This window comes from Methylobacter sp. (assembly GCF_023227905.1).
Lineage (GTDB): Bacteria > Pseudomonadota > Gammaproteobacteria > Methylococcales > Methylomonadaceae > Methylobacter_A.
The window spans coordinates 1-20810 of the sequence record NZ_JALOCF010000062.1 but is presented as its reverse complement, the minus strand read 5'-3'; the positions used below and the strand labels follow the sequence as shown (position 1 = coordinate 20810).

At 47.5% G+C, this 20810-nt stretch carries 19 protein-coding genes; 13 read left to right on the top strand and 6 right to left on the bottom strand.

Annotated elements, in window-relative coordinates; translation table 11 throughout:
• The first annotated feature begins 889 nt into the window (after positions 1-889).
• The 11 genes from M0R47_RS18730 to M0R47_RS18680 all read left to right on the top strand — a co-directional run bounded on the left by M0R47_RS18730 (position 890) and on the right by M0R47_RS18680 (position 9382).
• Entirely contained in the window at positions 890-2470 is a 1581-nt protein-coding gene (locus M0R47_RS18730) for a nitrite reductase (protein ID WP_292557626.1), read from the top strand.
• Positions 2470-2781 (top strand): cytochrome c, encoded by a 312-nt coding sequence (locus M0R47_RS18725; RefSeq protein ID WP_292557624.1) that lies wholly within the window; start codon positions 2470-2472, stop codon positions 2779-2781. Before M0R47_RS18730 ends, M0R47_RS18725 begins: the two co-directional genes overlap by 1 nt.
• Before the next feature lie 5 nt (positions 2782-2786).
• Positions 2787-3119, top strand: coding sequence for a cytochrome c (locus M0R47_RS18720; RefSeq protein ID WP_292557622.1), 333 nt, complete (start codon positions 2787-2789; stop codon positions 3117-3119).
• A 9-nt stretch (positions 3120-3128) separates the two neighbouring features.
• A complete protein-coding gene (locus tag M0R47_RS18715; protein ID WP_292557619.1) occupies positions 3129-3653 on the top strand; it encodes a DUF2380 domain-containing protein in 525 nt (174 codons plus the stop codon).
• A 71-nt stretch (positions 3654-3724) separates the two neighbouring features.
• Entirely contained in the window at positions 3725-4888 is a 1164-nt protein-coding gene (locus M0R47_RS18710; protein ID WP_292557617.1) for a cytochrome D1 domain-containing protein, read from the top strand.
• A 4-nt stretch (positions 4889-4892) separates the two neighbouring features.
• On the top strand, positions 4893-5351 hold the full coding sequence (locus M0R47_RS18705; RefSeq protein ID WP_292557615.1) for an Lrp/AsnC family transcriptional regulator: 459 nt from the start codon (positions 4893-4895) through the stop codon (positions 5349-5351).
• Positions 5344-5835 carry an AsnC family protein gene (locus M0R47_RS18700; RefSeq protein WP_292557613.1) on the top strand — a complete coding sequence of 164 codons (492 nt, stop codon included), beginning with the start codon at positions 5344-5346 and terminating at the stop codon, positions 5833-5835. Before M0R47_RS18705 ends, M0R47_RS18700 begins: the two co-directional genes overlap by 8 nt.
• On the top strand, positions 5828-6271 hold the full coding sequence (locus tag M0R47_RS18695) for an Lrp/AsnC family transcriptional regulator (RefSeq protein WP_292557611.1): 444 nt from the start codon (positions 5828-5830) through the stop codon (positions 6269-6271). The genes M0R47_RS18700 and M0R47_RS18695 overlap by 8 nt, the downstream gene beginning before the upstream one ends.
• 3 nt (positions 6272-6274) lie before the next feature.
• Positions 6275-6769: an AsnC family transcriptional regulator gene (locus M0R47_RS18690; protein ID WP_292557608.1), complete on the top strand. Its 495-nt coding sequence runs from the start codon at positions 6275-6277 to the stop codon at positions 6767-6769.
• Between the two features lie 110 nt (positions 6770-6879).
• Positions 6880-8016, top strand: coding sequence for a heme d1 biosynthesis radical SAM protein NirJ (gene nirJ / locus M0R47_RS18685; protein ID WP_292557606.1), 1137 nt, complete (start codon positions 6880-6882; stop codon positions 8014-8016).
• Between the two features lie 406 nt (positions 8017-8422).
• Positions 8423-9382 carry a hypothetical protein gene (locus tag M0R47_RS18680; RefSeq protein WP_292557603.1) on the top strand — a complete coding sequence of 320 codons (960 nt, stop codon included), beginning with the start codon at positions 8423-8425 and terminating at the stop codon, positions 9380-9382.
• Positions 9383-9469: 87 nt separating this feature from the next.
• Here M0R47_RS18680 and M0R47_RS18675 read toward each other — a convergent pair whose 3' ends face one another.
• The 6 genes from M0R47_RS18675 to M0R47_RS18650 all read right to left on the bottom strand — a co-directional run bounded on the left by M0R47_RS18675 (position 9470) and on the right by M0R47_RS18650 (position 17768).
• Entirely contained in the window at positions 9470-12412 is a 2943-nt protein-coding gene (locus M0R47_RS18675; RefSeq protein WP_292557600.1) for a DUF748 domain-containing protein, read from the bottom strand.
• A 242-nt stretch (positions 12413-12654) separates the two neighbouring features.
• Positions 12655-13947, bottom strand: coding sequence for an ammonium transporter (locus M0R47_RS18670; RefSeq protein ID WP_292557598.1), 1293 nt, complete (start codon positions 13945-13947; stop codon positions 12655-12657).
• Between the two features lie 14 nt (positions 13948-13961).
• Positions 13962-14300, bottom strand: a complete 339-nt coding sequence (gene glnK / locus M0R47_RS18665; RefSeq protein ID WP_292434626.1) for a P-II family nitrogen regulator — start codon at positions 14298-14300, stop codon at positions 13962-13964.
• A 271-nt stretch (positions 14301-14571) separates the two neighbouring features.
• Positions 14572-15930, bottom strand: coding sequence for an ammonium transporter (gene amt / locus M0R47_RS18660; protein WP_292557596.1), 1359 nt, complete (start codon positions 15928-15930; stop codon positions 14572-14574).
• Between the two features lie 15 nt (positions 15931-15945).
• Entirely contained in the window at positions 15946-16284 is a 339-nt protein-coding gene (gene glnK / locus M0R47_RS18655) for a P-II family nitrogen regulator (RefSeq protein ID WP_292557595.1), read from the bottom strand.
• A 116-nt stretch (positions 16285-16400) separates the two neighbouring features.
• A complete protein-coding gene (locus tag M0R47_RS18650; protein WP_292557593.1) occupies positions 16401-17768 on the bottom strand; it encodes a porin in 1368 nt (455 codons plus the stop codon).
• Between the two features lie 405 nt (positions 17769-18173).
• On the opposite strand from M0R47_RS18650, the gene glnA reads away from it, so the two are divergent.
• A complete protein-coding gene (glnA, locus tag M0R47_RS18645; RefSeq protein ID WP_292557591.1) occupies positions 18174-19583 on the top strand; it encodes a glutamate--ammonia ligase in 1410 nt (469 codons plus the stop codon).
• A gap of 526 nt (positions 19584-20109) precedes the next feature.
• Positions 20110-20810, top strand: a 701-nt coding sequence (locus M0R47_RS18640) for an aconitase family protein (RefSeq protein ID WP_292557589.1), incomplete at its 3' end; no start/stop codon positions are given.

Below are 20810 nucleotides of genomic sequence, written 5' to 3'. Positions count from 1 at the left end.
GGTCAAGACTGCCAGGGCTGCCTGCCCCGAAAGAACTGCGCATTTTACAGCCTTTACAGCCGGCGTCAAGAAATTATTACGCAAACCTGTAAATTGTCAGTAGAACACTAAACTTCGTCCAATCTTGCATATGCCATCAAGAATAAACATCGTCTTTATGTTATAGCTTTTGTCCTTTATATAGAATATTGAGAATTATTAGCTATGAAGCCATAATTTAATTTCATAGGTAACTATTCTTGCTACACCAATCAACTTCTTTCCTCGTAATTTTCGCATCATTTTTTAAAGAGCGATACCAATCGAACACTTAGCATATACAGGAATTTTCCATCATTATGTTCTGGAACATTTTCAAGAAAAAATACCCAAGCAGACTTCGAGCAGCAATCAACCGAATCTCTCACCTGTCTCAAACAAGCAGCTTACATCAATAAAGAACACAACCATTTCAATCTGGTTTCTAAAAAGACTGATGCCAGTTACTCAACTGCTAACCGAAAAGAAATGCTCTAGCAACTGGTTTACAAACACCACCAAGGACCTTAACCTGAATGACATAGTGTTGCCATAAAAACACCATAGTCTTTTGATATATAACCAAAATAATCACTCCCATTAATCACCACTCTACCAGCTTTCCAAAAAGGAAAAACAACCTTTAGCTCCGCAAATGTCTCTACAAATCCTTCATATGCGCATCAGCAAATTGTCGAAACAATGAGCTTTTTCTCGCTCCAATCATTATGCTTGTTTGCCAAATTAGATCGCAGCGCATTTCTTCACTGTTTCGATAATGGCAGGGAATATACAATGACCAAAATCAAGCTTGAGCTTTTCAGTCATACACGATAATATTGATTCAACACTACATTGGAGTCCAACTTAAATGAATACAATAAAAAAACGCCTACCCAAATCAGTCATTATCGGTTTAGCCGCTATCATTTTACCCCTTGGAGCGCAGGCAAACCCTGACACGACCAAAAACATGCACCAATTATATGAGGATAATTGCGCCAGTTGCCACGGATCAGACCATGGCGGATTTATTGCTCCCGGATTGAATGCCGACTCCCTGAAAGGCCGTAGCCCTACTGCTTTACGCAGCCTGATCATGACTGGAAGTTTCGATACTTTAATGCCTCCGTTTTACGGTCGCTTGTCAGATGATGATATCCGTGGCTTGGTCAATCATTTACAAACCACGCCAAAACAGGCGAATCCAGCCTGGACGATTAACGACATTAAAGCGTCAATTAAAGTCTATGTTAAAGACGAAAGCACCCTGCCTGCAAAGCCTACCTATGAAATCAACAGTATGGATGATGTGATCGGTGTGGCTGCTCGAGGAAAATACGGTCGCGGCTCAGGTTCAAAAGCGGTGTTCATCAACAGCGTCACGCATAAGCAAATCGGTGAAATTCCTACAGTTACCGCCGCGCATATTATCGACTATAACCCCGCCAACCCTCGCTGGGCGTACGTAAAAACCGATACCGCGGAAATTTTTAAAGTGGATTTATATTCCATGCAAGCCGTGCGTAGCGTTAAAACCGGCTTCAACGGGCCTGGACTAGGCGTTTCCCGCGACGGTAAATACATTATGGCGGGCTCTTATGTACCACATAACGCCGTCATTCTTGATGCTGACACCTTGGAGCCCTTAAAAACCCTCGAACTGGAAGGCGTTGATCCGGATGGCAAAATGGTTTCTTCCGATTCCGGCATGATTATCGGCACACCATTTGACGATATTTTCGCCATCGCCTTGGAAAACGCAGGTCAAGTTTGGGTGGTTGATTTAAAAGAAGGTTTCCCTGTCACTAAAATCGAAAAAGTCGGCCGTCATTTACATGATGCCTTCTTGAGCCATGGCGGCAGCAAATTGATGGTCGCTTCTTATGATGACAGCATTGTTACTGCCATTGATTTAAAAGACCGCAAAATCATCAAAAAACTGGAAGCCGGTTGCGTACCTCATGTAGGCGGCGGTTCTGTGGTTGAAGTTGACGGCCGCACACTCGGTTTCGGAACCAATTTCGGTGACTGCGACAAAATGGTGGTCAGCGTCTGGGATCTGGACAAAATGGAAGTAGTCAAGCAGATTCCGGTTGCCGGGGGCACCGAATCACCGGCTGCTCACGCCAATGCGCCTTATGTCGCGGTTGACATCATCTCTAAAGACCGTCGCGCCCGCACCATCCAGATGATCGACAAGAAAACGCTGGATGTAGTTAAAACATTGGAAGTAGGCGGACACGCTTATTTCCCTGAATACAGTGCAGATGGTAAGTTCCTGTATGTTAGCGCCGGTTACAGCGGTGACGAAGTCGTTGTCTATGACTCCGTATCCTTACAAAAAGTTGCTTCCGTGCCCATGGAAAGCCCTGCGGGTATATTTTCTCATGGTCGCGTCAGATACATGACTCGCGGCCTTTCTCCTGACGAGATGAAAGGAGCAAAATAATGAGATTATCCACTCTTACAGGATTGTTGATCTTGGGCTTGGTATCCGCCCAAAGCGTCAATGCAGCAAGTATTTACGCAGGCGAAGCAAAAGCGGCGGCGGTCTGTTCGCAATGTCACGGCATTAGAATGCCTTCAGCCAACGCGCCTTTTCCGCCGCTGGCCGGGCGTGATGCGGATTACTTGAAAACAGCGCTCAAACAGTACCGGGACAAAACCCGAAAATCCGACATTATGAATACTATCGCCGGCTCCTTAAGCGATGACGATATCAACAATGTCGCGACGTACTATGCCAAGTTAAAACCATAAGAATCATGAAAAAACTGCCGTTATTAATGCTGGTCATTACAGCTGTTTTGACTGAAACCAGCTTAGCCGGCGAACCTTCACCGGCGCGGCAAAGCGCGATCCGCAACATGCTCAATCATGATTGCGGCGCGTGCCATGGTTTAACATTAAAAGGGGGCCTTGGCCCTTCCCTGTTACCCGAAGCATTGGCCGGAAAGCCCGATGATTTGTTGATTTCAACCATACTTAACGGTCGCCAAGGAACAGCAATGCCGCCTTGGCAGCCGTTTATGAATCGAGATGAGGCCGCATGGCTAGTTAGCATTTTGCGTAGATCCGAGACACAGAACCTTAAGTAAAGCTATCAAATGAAGACTTTTTGTTTTTTATTTTTGATTGCATTTTCGATTAGCTCAGTCAATGCAGCAGTAAGCATTGCCATTTTGGATTTTGAGCTTAATGACTTGACGCTAGCCCCCAGGACGCCTACTGAAATTAATAGAACAGCTAGCTTAAAACCCTTATTGGAAGAAGAGTTAAAAAGCGCTGGTTACCGAATTATTTCAATTGATTTAACCACCCAACATAAAGCCAACAGCGGTTTCGGCTATCTGTTCGACCATGACGATGTCGCGGCAGAGCTTGGCAAAACAGCAGGTGCTGATTATGTATTGGTTGGAAGACTCCATAAGCCCAGTTTTTTATTCGCCTATATCATGGGTCACTTAATCAGAACTAAGGATGGGCAGTTGGTCGGCAACTATATTTCAGAAACTAAAGGGGGTGATGAGAAACTAACCCTTAAAGGCGTTGAAAGCATTGCCAGTAAAATTGACAAGGATTTGGAGAATCGTTACACACCACCACCCCCTAAGCATATTCCATTACATTAATATTTTGTTCCTCGTCTCTACGTTCAAGTAGACTTTAGTCCGGCTATTAACATTCTTATACGCACAAACCCATGACCAAACTACTCTCTCTTCTAGCCTTGCTATTCTCCTTCAACGTCATGGCAGAGCTACGCGCCACCGGCGATTTAGGCATCGTCATCGAACGGGAAGACGGCAATGCGCTGATCATCAATACCACCGAGCATAAGCGCTTAGCCAAAATTGAAAAACTGGGCGACTTGTCCCATGCCTCAGTGGTTTTTTCCCGCGATCAGCGTTACGCCTATGTTTTCGGACGGGACGGCGGCTTGACCAAAATCGACATGCTCAAGGATGCAATCGACAAGCGCATCATCCAGGCCGGCAACAGCATCGGTGGGGCGATTTCCCAGGATGGTAAATTAATTGCGGTTTCCAACTACACCCCCGGCGGCGTTAAAGTTTTTTCAGCCGACACGCTGGAACTGGTTGCCGATATTCCGGCAAACTATGGCGAGGGACTGCGCTCTAAAGTGGTCGGCCTGGTTGACGCGCCGGGACAGCGCTTTGTATTTTCCCTGTTCGATGCCGGCGAAATCTGGATGGCCGACTTTAAAAACCCTAAAACACCGGTCATCAAAAAATTCCCCAACATCGGCAAACAGCCCTACGACGCGTTAATGTCGCCGGACGGTCATTATTACATTGCCGGTTTATTCGGCGAACCCGGACTGGCACTGCTGGATTTATGGAATCTTGATGCCGGAGTTAAACACATATTGCCCAACTACGGCAAAGACGATGAAAAAATGCCTGTTTATAAAATGCCGCATCTCGAAGGCTGGGCGGTAGCCGGCGACTACCTGTTTGCGCCCGCGATAGGCCAACACAAGGTTCTGGTTATCGACAAAAACACCTGGGAACTGCGCGGCACCATAGCGGTCGCCGGGCAGCCGGTTTTTGTGATGGCAAGGCCCGATGCGCGGCAAGTCTGGGTTAACTTTGCTTTCCCCGATAACAATCAGGTACAGATTATCGATGTTAAAGACCTGTCTATAAGCAAGACCTTATCGCCCGGAAAAGCCGTGCTGCATATGGAATTCACCCCGCGCGGCGAGCAAGTCTGGATTGCGGTAAGAGACGATAACCAGCTGGTGGTTTACGACACGGAAACCCTGCAGGAGATCACGCGCTTGCCCGCCAACAAACCCAACGGTATTTTCTTTAGCTCGCGTGCGCATAAAATCGGTTTATAAACCCATGCTGACGACTTTACACAAACAACTGCTAAACGACTATCAGCACGACTTTCCTCTGTCGGCCCGGCCCTATCAGGACATCGCCGATGCGCTGGGCGTGACCGAAGCAGAAGTTTTAGCGGCATTTACCGAACTGAACGATAACAACCTTATCAGCCGCATCGGCCCGGTTATTCCGCCCAACCATATCGGCGTCAGCGCCTTGGTTGCGATGTCCGTGCCTGAGCAGCAACTACAGGCTATCGCCGACAAAATCAGCGCGTATCCTGAAGTCAATCATAATTATGAACGCGAGCACCGGCTTAACCTCTGGTTTGTGGTCATCGCTTCCGATGCCGAACATTTACGCGACGTGATTGACTCAATCGAACAGGAAACGTCATACCCGGCCATGCTGCTGCCGATGCTGGATGATTTTTTTATTGATTTGGGCTTTAAGCTGGATTTGAATAATGATTGATACCCGTGATCGTCAATTACTTGAACACATTCAACTGGGACTGCCGGTTTGCCCCAAGCCTTACCTGGAAATCGGTCGGCATTGCGACATGCCCGAAGCCGAAGTAATCGAGCGCTTAACCCGGCTTAAACAGCAAGGCCTGATCAAACGCATGGGCGTTATCGTCAAACACCGGCAATTGGGTTACCGCGCCAATGCGATGGTTGTCTGGAATGTGCCGGATCATCTTGTTAAACAACTGGGCGGACATATCAGCCGGTTTTCGTTTGTGACGCTCTGCTATCAACGGCCCAGATATCCGGAATGGCCGTACAACCTGTATTGCATGATTCACGGCAAAGACAAGGCCACCGTGCTAAACCAACTGGATCAACTCGTCGACGCTTGCGGATTAAGCGGCTTTGACAAAGACATCCTGTTCAGCAACCGCTGTTTTAAACAACGCGGTGCCCTTTATAAAAACCCCGCTTTAGCTAATGGATGAAATAGACAGACAACTTATCAACGCGTTGCAGAACGGCTTTCCGATCTGCGACGCTCCTTATCGACAAGTTGCCGCACAGCTGGGACTGACCGAGCAAGATTTAATAACGCGGTTGAAAGCATTGCTAGATAATGGCGTCCTGACCCGATTCGGCCCTTTGTACAATGCCGAGCAGATGGGCGGCGCCTTAACTCTGGCGGCCATTAAAGCGCCAGTAGAGCGTTACAATGAAATCACCGAAATCATCAACGCCTTTCCCGAAGTCGCCCATAATTACGCGCGCAGCCATGAGCTGAATATGTGGTTTGTGATAGCGACCGAAACGCCCGAACAAATCCAGCAAACCATCAATGCCATAGAACGAGCAACCGGCCTTACGGTCTACAACATGCCGAAAATCAAAGAATATTTTGTCAACCTGAAACTGGAAGCTTAAACAATGCTTGATGAAATAGACCGTCAAATCATTCAGGCCACCCAAGCCGGCTTGCCGTTAACGCCTGAGCCTTACCAGACCCTTGCAGAACAACTGGGTTTGACAGCCGACGATGTGATGCAACGGCTATCGACAATGCAAGACAGCGGCATCATCCGCCGTATAGGCGCGGTACCTAACCACTATAAACTGGGCTATCGCTTTAACGGCATGACTGTCTGGAATGTGCCCGATGAAGTCATTGACGAATTGGGGCACAAAGTCGGGCAACTGGAATTCGTCAGCCATTGTTATCATCGTCCCAGGCATTTGCCGGGATGGCCGTACAACCTGTTTGCTATGGTGCATGGCAAAAGCCAGGAAGCGGTCGATGAACAGATTCAGCAGATTAAAGCTTTGTTGGCCGACAATAATTTGGGCTGCGATGTTTTATATAGCACCAAAATCCTGAAAAAAACCGGTTTTCGCACCGCTAGCCAGCCGCTCTCTACGCAATAATCGATAGACAGCTCTCCAAATGTTGAATCCAGGGTTGCAAACCCGATCCCCCTTGAGTAGCATCAGACAACCCAACGACAATCAACCCGTTACTAATTAGGATACTGATTATGTTTAGACTAAGCCAATACATGCGGGAACTGATAGACCCAACCCCCTTAAAGCCAGCCCGAAAACCAGCTGCGCCGGTGGTTATCTGGAATCTGATCCGCCGCTGCAACCTTACCTGCAAGCATTGCTACACGACCTCCACCGATATCAATTTCCCAAACGAATTAAGTACCGAGGAAATTTATGCGGTCATGGATGACCTGAAAGCTTTTAAAGTGCCGGTGCTGATCTTATCCGGCGGTGAGCCGTTGCTGCATCCCGACATCTTTAAAATTTCCCGCCATGCCAAAGACATGGGATTTTATGTCGCGCTATCAACCAACGGCACTAAAATTTCTGCGGATAATATCGACGAAATCGCCGATATCAATTATCAATACATCGGTGTCAGCCTGGACGGCATCAAGGACACCCATGACCAGTTCCGGCGAGTAAAAGGCTCTTTCGATCAGGCTTTACACGGCATCCACCTGTGCCTGGAAAAAGGCATCAAAGTCGGCCTGCGTTTTACGTTGACACAGGATAACCACCAGGATTTCCCGGCCTTGCTGCAGTTAATGGATGATAACAATATCGACAAGTTCTATTTGTCGCATTTGAATTATGGCGGTCGCGGCAACAAAAACCGCAAAGATGACGCGCATTTTGCGATGACCCGGACCGCGATGGATCTAATGTTTGAAACCAGCTATAACTGGCTAAAAGAAGGAAAAGACCGGGAATTCGTCACCGGCAATAACGATGCCGATGCGGTTTATTTTCTGCACTGGGTCGCCCGGCATTTCCCTGACAAAGTCGAACATATCAAAGCCAAGCTGGAACAATGGGGCGGTAATGCCTCCGGCGTCAATGTCGCCAATATCGACAATCTGGGCAATGTCCATCCTGACACATTCTGGTGGCATTATGAACTGGGCAATGTCAAGGAACGGCCGTTTTCGGAAATATGGATGGATACCAGCGATCCATTGATGGCAGGCCTTAAACAACAACCCAGACCTCTCGAAGGACGCTGTGCAAGGTGCCGGTACCAGACGATCTGCAACGGCAACACCCGCGTCAGGGCAGAACAAACCACAGGCAATTTTTGGGCTGAAGATCCGGGTTGCTATCTAACGGATGCTGAAATTGCATAATTAAAGCCCTATTAACATTTCATTTTATTAATGAATTTTCAATAAAGCAGCATTGCTTACGTCATATTCCCCTATTTTCAGCAACTTGAATTCAAGCACAAACTTAGCCATGCTAAGTTTGCATCACCAATAGGTCAGAAAAGCCAGGCATAGCCTGGCAAACGACATATCCTATTTTCAATTCGGCTTATCATCAAAAAACGCGCGATACCCCCCATCAGGTAAGTGTTTATACCCGTTGTATTCATCAGCAATCTATTGAATAGTAAACAATATAAACCCTGCGAAGGTCGGGACGAAAAGTTGTGAGCCTAAGCCCGGAAAAGCCGAACTAACGAGTGTGCTTTTTGACTTAGTGCGTATACAAATAGTTCGGCCTTTTTTCACAACAATGAGAGAAATGCTGATGAAAACACTTGTTATATCAATTTTATTAAGCAGTCTATTTGTTGCGCCGGCTGCATACGCAGATGTTGAGCAGCTATATTTTGCGGATATTTTTTTGCCGACTTTTTCGAACGGTTACATCAAACGCATGAAACCTAACGGCACAGGATTTAAATCGCTTGTATCAACAGGAGATGGTGTTCGCGGTATTGCAATTAATCCTGTTAACGGAGAAATTTTTTGGTCTGACGCTAATCGCCATGCCATCAGCAAAACCAACTTTAATGGCAAAAATCAAAAAGATATTGTGATGTCTAAGCTGGATTTTGTTTCTGATGTGGATATAGATGTCGAAAATAATAAAATTTATTGGAGCGACCAATCACAAAATCAAATTGGTCGCGCCAACTTAGACGGCACAGAGCAATCTTTTATTATTCCCTCCCCTTGCCCCGCCAATGTCGGCTTTTTTTGCACTGCCGGGGGAAATCTGGCAATCGACGCAGTAAATAAGAAGCTGTACTGGACGACTTCGTACTGTTCGGACAATTCGTGCTCAAACACTTCAACGTACCTCGGGGATATACTCAGGTCCGACTTGGACGGTTCTAAAATTGAAACCGTAATCAAAGCAATAGGCCGGCCTTCATCGATACAAGTTGACCCGATTGGGAAAAAAATATATTGGACTGATTACGTGAATGACGTCGTTCGACGATCCAATTTGGACGGTACTGGGGTTGATGACTTGTTTGTTGTCGGGAAAAATAATAATCCGAATGGCTTAACGCTTGATTTGAAGAACGGATATATCTACTGGGACCAGGACGGCAACGTTCAAGATCGATCTTGTATCAAACGAATGCATTTAAATGGCAAACATCCCGAGAACATAAAATGCGGATTCGGCAATGTACCCGACCTTGAGTTTGTGTCGACCACCGCGCATCGCCCCTTACGTAGCCGACCTGCCGATTGACATAACATTTTTACGATCTAAATCACTCTGGCATTTAAATGGGCCGGGCGTTACTCAATATAACGCCGATTAGATAGCGCCCAATACTCAATCCGTTTTCAAAGACAACAAACTAACTATCTCGTTACCTTCCCTCGCAGGATCAATCGCTGTATCCAGTATAAATATCCGTTCATTGGCTATGCCGCCTTTTTGTACGATATAGCTGGCAATCGCTTGCGCCCTTTCTGCGGCCAAGCCTTTTAGCCTTTGCTCTTCGGGTTTAATGATGGCTGACAGCTTCTCCTTGGCGATTGCATAAAACTCGTGCGTATTAGTATCAGCCTTGGTGCCTACTATGCGTAATCTACCCAGCAATGTTCTTTCCACCATCGCCGGAAATTTTTCAGCAAATAGCTGTTCCATCAGGCGCCGGTAGTCTTGGTCGGAAATGACAACATGTTCCGCGCGTATTTTCCTGCCGCCCTGTTTATTAATCTCGGCGGCTTTTATTTTTTTAAGCTGATCGTATAAAGCGTCGTCGCTGACCGCTGGCCAATCCTGCTCCTGAAAAACCGCGCCTTTAATTTCCAGCTTTAAAACCGTGCGTGTTTTTAACGCCTTGACCAAATCATCCAGCTTGTCGGTTTGTTTTTTATCTAATTCCGCGCTACCCGCTGGAAAGCTGATAGTGCTTAGATCCGCTTCGCTGCCGACCAGAGAGGCTAAAGCGCGAAATGGTGAGGTAATCACTTTACTGAGCGCATTAACCAATGCATCCACGATAAGATGTGTAACGCTGAATTTGGGATCTTCCAGACTGCCGGTAATGGGGATGTTTAATTTTATTTTACCATCAGTATCCTTCATCAGCGCTACGGCCAACTCCAGAGGCAAAGACACGGCATTCGGATTTTCAACTTTCTCACCCAGCTCAAGCCGGTCAATCAGGATATTATTGGATGCAGTCAACTCCTTGTTGGAAACTTTATAATTCAGTTCCAGCGACATTTTGCCTTTTTCAACTTTATACCCGGCAAATTGCACCACATACGATGAAATCAACGGCATCGGCATACCGGTAAAATTAATGGACACATCGTAATCGCCCGCATAAGGACTGATCTCGCCCTTGACATCGACCGGCGCCAGATCATAGGCCGTTCCCTTTAAATTAACCTTAATCGTAGCCTTTCGGTCTGAGGAAATATTGCTTGCGCCGCCGCCCAGGCTTTTGATCTGCGCAGCGAATGGTAAAATCAGGGAAAGATCGGAGAAATCGGAAGAGCCGTCAATGACTTGAACCTTACCCAGTTTATATTCAGTCTTCTTAACTTCTGACTGGGTGTTTTTAGCGGCTTTAACGGTAGCCTTCCGCTCATCTTTCTTAACGTTTTTATCCGCTATCATGATGTCGTCAAAATTATTGGTCCTATCTACTTTAATGACGACTCTGACATAGGGTTTATTAATGATCAGCGTTTTAGCGCTGTATCGATTTGCCGGCAAATCAGCATCAATGCCTTTCAGCTTTAAACTTTCCCATTTTATAAAGTCCTTGTTTTTCAGCTGATCGCGGGTGATTAAATCGGCGATTTCGGTATTGCCGGCAAACTTAATATCCAACTCGTCCTGCGCTGATTTGGCGATAGATACCTTGCCGTCAACGGCCAGCTTTCCGTCGATGACATCCAGCCGGGCAAATTGATCGACATAAGGCTGGAATTTTTCCAAGCCAATATCTTTGGCATCAACGGCTATCTGCGCGGATAAAGGTTCGATAACGGTGTTGCCGTCAAGCTTTATCAAACCGGTTTCATTTAACCCGGCGCTAAGCTGAAAAGGCAGGCTCGCACCGGCATCATTGCTGAAATTAGTCAGCTGAAAATTGATAGGCTTGGCGGTAATGGTGACAGGTTTTTTTAGGGTCCGATCCTCAAAGGTAAGCCCGCAATTGTTCAGCCCGATATGATTGACCTTGATACTCCACGGTGTTTTATTCGCCGGCTCAGCAGAGGGCTCTTCAGCTTTTACATCCGGCAACAAGGACTGATAACTTAAAACGCCTTCCGGGTTCATCCATGCAGCAAAATCAGCATTATTTGCAGAAACTGATTCGACCGTCAGTTCATTTTTTTTAAGATCAAAACCAATTCCTTGAACCGAAAAACTAGCCATTTTAATCATCGGTTTGTCATGCGCGGTTGCTGAAACCTGAAAATCGTGTAGTTCAAGCTTGCTTTGATTAAGGCTGACGTTAAATTTATCGTCAACATAATCGGCCTTGTAATCGGCCTCGAGCAGTTCATAACCTTGTAAATCCAGTTGTGCATGATCTTGCAAGGCCAGAGCCTGTATTCTCGGCAATTGAACTTTCTCCAGTTTGACATGCCCTGATGAAGACAGCGGATTAAGACTAATAGCACCTTGCCAATCCAGCCTGCCGCCTGAACTTAATTCCAGCGACAACCCTAAGTTGGCTTGCTTTTCCGCTTGGGTCGTGAAGTTTTCAATAGAGAGGTTGATCGGATAAGCAGTCTCCTTTTCTGGACTGCTAAAATGCGCATCTTCCCAGTCCAGTTTGCCTTCGGCTATCGACAGCTTGGCGATGTTTACCGGGAAAATTTTATCGTCATCTTGCTTGGCTTCGCCGCTGTCTTTGAGCAGGTCTTTGAAATTGAATTCTCCTTCTTTATCTCTGGCGATACGGACAGTCGGCTTGTTCAGCGACATGTTATCAATAACCAGAGCCGCCTGACCGATGGATTCCAGCCCATTGATATCGATAAAGAGCTCATCAAGGCCGACAAACTGCTCGCCGTTCGGTTCTTGCAGCGCAAATTCCTGCACGCTCAACTTTAACGAAAAAGGATCGAACCGGACTGTTGCAACAGACGCTTTCCTGCCGGTTTGCTGCTGAATAAGCGTCGGCAGTTTCGACTTTACCAGCATCGGCAACAAGTAAAAGCCCAACAGGACATAGATGCCCAGAAGACTGCCCGCTATAAGAACCGCTATTTTTATTTTAGTGGGTATGCGTCGAATTTTCATAAACCCTGTCACCTGATTCGCGTTAACTTGCTGCCATTATATACTCATCGTATTTTAAAACCCGGCACCTTATCTCTTCGCCCGGCGGGTAAAAAATCTCTACAGGTGTAGTTGTTTTTCCGAGCACAGCGGGGCAGATAAATAAAGATTTAAAAACCGGATAATAGCCATCACGACAAACAAAAAAGGCGACCCTCAGAACCTGAAGAGCCGCCTTTTTGATCGAATACTAGCAAACGATTCTACAAATCAAGATAACCGGTCTCTTCATGCAGAACGGTATCCAGGCCTTGCACTTCTTCATCCGGGGTCACCCGCAAGCCTATCCACTTATCCAGTAATTTTAAAATCAGATAACTGAATAATGCACTCCAGGCCGCAGTAATTACAATCGCCAAGGCTTGAACGCTGACCTGATCCATGATTGAAACCCCTTCAGCAAAACCGAGTCCACCCAAGCCGCTTGCCGCAAAAACGCCGGTTAGCAATGAACCGGTCACGCCGCCTACGCCATGAACGGAAAACACGTCCAGAGAATCATCGATTTTCAAGGTACGTTTTACATACTGCGTAGCGTAAAAGCATACAACACCGGCGGTAATGCCAATCACCAGCGCGCCGAAAGGGCCGACAAAGCCGGAAGCGGGAGTGATGGTGCCCAAACCTGCGACCATGCCAGTCACAATACCTAATACGCTGGGTTTGCTAAAACGCTTCCACTCTATAAACATCCAGGTTAAAGCGCCGGAAGCCGCACCGATATGCGTCACCAGCATCGCCATGCCGGCACGGCCATCTGCGGTTAAGGTACTGCCGGCATTAAACCCGAACCAGCCGACCCACAGCATGCCCGCCCCGGTAACCACCATGGTCATGTTATGCGGCGGCATGGCAGTGTTGGGAAAGCCTCTTCTTTTACCCAATACCAACGCCGCGACCAGAGCCGCAACACCGGCATTAACGTGGATAACGATACCGCCGGCAAAATCCATCGCGCCCAAATCGGCCAGCCAGCCGCCACCCCACATCCAATGGCATATCGGCAGATAAACAACAATCAACCATAAACCGCTAAACCACAGCATCGCCGAAAACTTCATCCGTTCGGCAAAACCGCCGACTATCAATGCGGGCGTGATAATCGCAAATGTCATCTGAAACATAAAAAAGACTGTTTCGGGAATAGTGCCTTTTAACGATGCGGTCCCTACGTCAGAAAGAAATACCCTGGAAGCGCCGCCGATGACTTTTTGCAATTCTCCGCCGTCGGCGAAAATAAAACTGTAAACGCCGGCCAGCCAAAGAATGGAAACCAGACAGGTAATCGCAAAACATTGCATCAATACCGACAGCACGTTTTTGCTTCTAACTAATCCGGCATAAAACAACGATAAGCCCGGTATTGTCATAAACAAAACCAAGCCGGTCGATGTTAAAACCCAAGCCGTATTGGCCTGGTTTAATTGATCCGCAAAGGCAAGATCGGGTAACAGTAAGAGGCCTGAAACCAGCCTTCTATTTATTATAGATAACATTTTTTTCCTTGCGCCTAAATGGCATCTTCGCCGGTCTCCCCCGTTCTAATACGGATAACCTGCTCTAAATTTGATACAAATATTTTTCCATCGCCGATTTTGCCGGTATTGGCCGCGTTAACGATCGTCTCGACGGCTTTATCCAGAACATCATCAGAAACAGCGATTTCCAGTTTAACTTTAGGTAAAAAATCAACTACATACTCGGCACCTCTGTACAATTCGGTGTGGCCTTTCTGACGACCGAAGCCTTTTACTTCTGTTGCAGTAACGCCAGCAACGCCAATTTCAGATAATGCTTCTCGGACATCATCCAATTTGAACGGTTTAATGATCGCTGTTATTAGTTTCATGTTATCTCTCAGTCAAGTTGCAAAAAGTATTAAAAATATCCACCGCAATCATAGTGAATTAACCATCAACATACAATTAAAGCTGAGTTGAGCAGCTTGTCTGCTCAAACGAAACTTATGCCCTTTGGGTATAACGAGCCTGATAAAAACACGAACTGATGTATTTGTTTCCCCATTCCTATTTTTCTTCAAACGCAAAAACGGGCGCACTGTACAGTGAGCCCGTTGTTTACCCGAAAAGATTTATCTTTAAGGAAAGTTCGCCATGAAACTAAATGTGATATGCGGTTTCGCCATGGCTGGAGACATCCAGCCCAGCGCGTTCAACTTCTTCACTGACTCTAAGGCCGACCAGCATACCGACAACTTTGTATGCAATATAGGACACCACGCCCGACCAGACAATGGTGATAGCCACGCCTTCAGCCTGGATCAGCAACTGGCTGCCAATGGAGAAATCCTCGCCACCTGTGCCGCCCAGGCCGGGAGCGGTAAACACGCCGGTCAGCAGCGCGCCGACAATGCCGCCTACGCCATGCACGCCGAACACATCAAGCGAGTCGTCAGCGCCAAGCATCCTCTTAAGATTGTTGACGCCCCATAAACACAAGAAACCGCCCGCCAATCCTATAACGATAGAACCCATAGGGCCCACCGAACCACAAGCCGGGGTGATAGCCACTAAGCCGGCCACCGCGCCAGAAGCAGCGCCCAGCATTGAGGCCTTACCCCTGATTACGGCTTCGCCCGCCGACCAGGCAAGAACAGCTGTAGAAGTCGCCAGCAGGGTATTGATGAAAGCCAGTGTAGCACCGCCGTTGGATTCAAGATTAGATCCGGCGTTAAAGCCGAACCAGCCTACCCATAACAGCGAGGCGCCTACCATGGTCAACGTCAGGCTATGCGGCGTCATCGCCTCTTTTCCGTAACCGATGCGTTTGCCTACCATATAAGCGCCTACCAGACCTGCCATGGCCGCGTTAATATGCACAACTGTACCGCCGGCGAAATCAAGCGCTCCTTTGCCTAACAGGTAACCGCCTGCGCCCCAGACCATATGGGCAATCGGCAAATAGCTAAACGTGAACCAGATGACGGAAAACAACAATACCGCGCTAAATTTGATACGCTCGGCAAATGAACCGACGATCAGCGCGCAGGTAATACCTGCAAATGTGGATTGAAAAGCAATAAATATAAACTCAGGGATCTTTACGTTATCGGTGAAAGTATCCGCGAGAGAATCGGGGGTTACGCCCATTAGAAACGCCTTGCTAAAGTTGCCGATGATCAGGCCTTCGCCTCCGAATGCCAGACTATAGCCGTAAATGGCCCACAGCACGGCAATCATTGAGAACACCACCATTACCTGCATCAATACCGACAGCATGTTTTTACTGCGCACTAAGCCACCATAGAACAGCCCCAGGCCGGGCACCACCATCATGATAACCAATAGAGTTGAAACCATCATCCAGGCTGTGTCGCCTTTGTTGACTTCAGGCGCCGGTGTCGCTACCGGAACGGCCGACACGGCAGCTTCCGTAATTGCCGCGGCAGGCTCCGCAAAAGAAAGTCCCGCGTAACCGAATAAGGCAATCAGGATAAAGGTAGTTAAAAGTTGTTTCATAGTTCCCCCTTGATATTAAAGCGCTTCTTCGCCGGTTTCCCCGGTACGAATCCGGACAACCTGCTCTAAATCGGTTACAAAAATTTTACCGTCCCCAATTTTTCCGGTATTGGCTGCCTTGGTAATGGCTTCTACGGCCTGTTCCAACATAGTGTCAGCCACTGCCACTTCTATTTTGGCCTTCGGTAAAAAATCAACCACATATTCAGCGCCGCGATAAAGCTCGGTATGCCCCTTCTGACGACCGAAACCTTTTACTTCAGTGACGGTTACCCCGGAAACTCCTATATCCGAAAGCGCCTCTCGAACATCGTCGAGCTTAAAGGGTTTAACAACAGCAGTTATCAGTTTCATTTGAGCCTCTTTTATAAATTTAAAATCCAGCTTAAAGTAGAATATTTACCTTGCTACACTCTACTTTGCTCTTGCATCGCTTAAAGCGCTGACCTTGATGTTTCTATCAAGCTGCGTTAAAAGCTGACTGCGAAATCGGTCGAGAACAGGAATTGGTCCTGCTTGGCATTGCCGAAAGGCCGATACTGGCCGCCGGTCGCGGCAACGGTGCCATCGACCCAGTCATAACGCACGTTCGGACGGATGTTCAGCCATTTCATCGGCTTCCAGTTCAGCCCTGCGGTAACGGCATAATAACTGGCAGCGTTACAAGTACTGTTGTTAGGCTGATCACCAAGAGCGTAACTGTTACCTGCTCCGTTGGTCGCCGCGGCGACACGGGCCGGAGAGCAGACCCTGAAACCGTTCTGGTCGCGGAACCATTCAGCACGAATGCCCGCCGTCAGGTTGTCCTTAACGTCATAAGTTAAATGCGAATTGATGCCGTACCATTCGGTATCGGTAGACGCACCGCCCAGCAAGACGCCGTTGGCGTAGCCATGGTCATGCTGCAAAACCAGGTGGGTTTTATCGGTGATGTTGTGCTTGAGCACTAAGCTGTATAAGCCCCAGGATTGGCTGCTGTGCTCAGACGTGCCGCCATAGGTACCGCTAACATTCGCGGAGGTGTTCTTGTCATCGCTGGTCCAGGTCGTGCCGGCCAGGCCCGCCCAGTTGCCCAACTGTTTATCCCAGCCGCCATCCCAACCACCGGTGGCGCTGCCGGTCACTGCACCGCCCATCACCGCCCAGTTCTTGTCGACAGTGTAGTTGCCCATCACCCCGGTATGAGTGAACGGTTCGCCATATTGCATGGTGTAGGCATGGGTATAGAAGAAATTGTCCGGGGCGGGAACCGTTTCATAGCCGATCGGTGTATAGAAGTGGCCGGCCTTGATATTCAGTCCATTGCCTAGCGGGGCGTAAATCTCGGCATAAGCCTGTGGCAGCGCAATATCGTAAAAGCGGTTGTCGCTGCTGCCGAGCATATTCAGGTCCCAATGGCTCCGGTTCAATGGCTGTCCGGTGTTGACATCGAAAGCAGGCACGCCGTATGCCTGGGTGAAAATCGCATCGGTACCGAACATTGCATCCACACGTCCGCCGAAATCCCAGGCATCGCCTTCGGCCGCGACGGCACGCTGCGCGAACAGGTTTAATTGGTTCAACTGAAATTCGCCGGAGCGATCGGCGAAAGTCACCGGACCGTTGAAGTTATTGTCGGGACTAGCCGCGTTATAAGTAATGCCTGCGTTGGCCCAACCGCCAATTTTCAGTCCATTGTCTTTCATGAACTTGCTTTCGTTAGGATCACCCACCGTCTCAAGCAAAGTGCTGGCCTCAGTCAGGCTCTTTGCCTGAGCCGTACCGAAACCGATAATTAAAGCTACTCCCAAAGCCAACGGCTTTAGTTCAAAACGACTATTGTTTGGATGGTTCTTCATAAATAAAAATCCTTAATAATTGATTAAGTGCAAATTCCCCTAAACAACTCCATGCAAATGCAATGCCAATTACATTTTTACAATATTTCCTGAGGAACAATACTTTAAACATACTAGTTTTATTTTTTTTACATTCAATAAGTTAAAACACTTACTCAAACTCAGCAATTTAAATGCTCTGCTAATCACATAACAAAGCAAAAAAATAATTCGCACCCATTTTGGGCATTGCAAAACGCTTAGGCACCACAGCAGTGCAATTAACCAACTTACTGATCCTCCCCTTAAAAACACCGATTATTACGCTTCGTTTTTTTAGTGGCTAATCCATTAAAAAAAATGGTATCGTTATAGTGTTTGGCATATACGCTGATCCCATATAACTCATCTCAGGAAACAAAATAAATGTCCGCAGAAAAAGTACTTAAATTGATCAAGGAAAATGACGTAAAATTCGTCGATTTTCGTTTTTGTGACACTCGTGGTAAAGAGCAGCATGTAACATTCCCTGCCCATTCAATTGATGAAGATACCTTTGAAGAAGGTAACATGTTTGACGGTTCTTCAGTTGCAGGCTGGAAACACATCAATGAATCAGACATGATCTTAATGCCTGATCCATCCACTGCCGTTATGGACCCCTTTTTTGATGACAACACCTTAATCTTGCGTTGCGACATCATTGAACCCAAAAACATGCAAGGTTACGAACGCGACCCGCGCTCTATCGCCAAACGTGCAGAAGCTTACTTGAAATCAACCGGCATTGCCGACACAGCATTCTTCGGCCCTGAAAACGAATTCTTCATTTTTGACGATGTCCGTTGGGGCACCGATATGAGCGGATCTTTCTACAAAGTCGATTCAGAAGAAGCGGGCTGGAACTCTGAAAAAGTCTATCCTGACGGCAACACCGGTCACCGTCCTGGCGTTAAAGGCGGCTATTTCCCTGTACCTCCAGTTGATTCTTTCCAAGACATGCGTTCTGCAATGTGTTTGACGCTGGAAGAAATGGGCCAAATTACTGAAGTTCACCATCACGAAGTAGCAACGGCTGGTCAGTGCGAAATCGGCGTAAGGTTCAACACACTGGTTAAAAAAGCCGACGAAGTTTTGGAACTGAAATATGTCGTTGCCAACATTGCACACGCATACGGCAAAACAGCAACTTTCATGCCTAAACCACTGGTTGGCGACAACGGCAGCGGTATGCACGTGCACCAATCTTTAGCTAAAGACGGCGTCAACCTGTTCACAGGCAACCTGTACGGCGGCTTATCTGAAACTGCTCTGTTCTATATCGGCGGTATCATCAAACACGCTAAAGCATTAAACGCTTTCACCAACGCATCAACCAACAGCTACAAACGTCTGGTCCCAGGCTTTGAAGCGCCCGTTATGCTGGCTTACTCTGCACGCAACCGTTCAGCTTCCATCCGTATTCCTTTTGTCAACAACCCAAAAGGCCGTCGTATCGAAGTTCGCTTCCCTGACTCCACTGCAAACCCTTATCTGGCATTCTCAGCAATGTTGATGGCTGGCTTGGACGGCATTCAAAACAAAATCCATCCTGGCGATGCTATGGATAAAGATTTGTACGATTTACCGGCGGAAGAAGCTAGAAACATTCCGCAAGTTTGCCACTCATTCGACCAAGCATTAGACGCTCTGGACAATGATCGTGAATTCTTGACGCGCGGCGGTGTATTCACTAATGATGCAATTGACGGCTACATTAGTTTGAAAATGGAAGAAGTAACCCGCATCCGTATGAGCACACATCCTGCTGAATACGACATGTACTACAGCTTGTAAGAATTACGGGCGACTATCCAGCCGCCCTTTTTACAGCAGGCACAAAAACGCCCCGCAAGGGGCGTTTTTTATTTGCGGCAATCAGATAACCGGCTTCTACAAATGCTTCCCATCAAGTCGCCGGCAAAAAATTCATAAGCTTCAATCCCGTTTGCCATGCCCTGTTTAAAGGCTTTACGAACTCCTCGGACACGGCGGTTTTCGGGATAAAAATGACCAAAGTATCCTATCTCTGTGACGACTGGAAAAACCAGCCATTGCTATCATAAAAGTGCTAACCATGACTTGAAGTTAGCGCACATTCAGTTGCATGGTATCCGAGCGTCCTCGTGCCTTCAACAGTGCAACGCAACAGGAATAACAAGCATTGCAAGTCTATTTGCGAGAGTATCTTCTAGCAAATTGCAAACCAACTCTCTTTTAGAGGATAATATACAGTTACGCATAGTCTTGCTATGCTTTTGATTGATCCTGTAACACGCCATACGCTCAATGTAGAGTCGTTATGCACGCTTTGGAATACGCTATGAAAAAGACCATGTATGAAAAAATCTGGGACAGCCATCTTGTCGTTGATGAGGCTGGGCAGGCTCCTTTGCTTTATGTTGACCGTCACTTGATGCATGAAGTTACCAGTCCACAGGCCTTTGAAGGCCTGCGCTTATCGGGTCGCAAGGTGCGCAATCCGCACAGCATTCTCGCCACAATGGATCACTGCGTACCGACCAAAAACCGCAACTTGCCTATTGCCGATCCGATTGCAAAAAAACAGATCGAAACCATGGCTGACAACTGCCGCGTGAACGGCTTAAATCTGTATGACATGTCCAATCCGAACAACGGCGTAATTCATGTTGTTGTGCCTGAGCACGGTTTTGTTCATCCCGGCATGGTCGTGGTGTGCGGCGACAGCCATACCGCTACGCATGGCGCATTCGGCGCATTGGCTTTCGGCATAGGCACTTCCGAGGTCGAGCATGTAATGGCGACCCAAACCTTGCCGCAGAAAAAGTCCAAAACCATGCAAGTGGTGGTCAACGGCGAATTGTCCAAATTCGCCTCGGCAAAAGACATTGCCTTGGCAATTACCGGTAAAATCGGTACGGCGGGCGGTACCGGCTATGTGATCGAATATACCGGTTCAGCGGTCAGGGAACTGTCGATGGAAGGCCGGATGACGCTGTGCAACATGGCGATTGAAGCCGGAGCCAGAGCAGGATTGGTCGC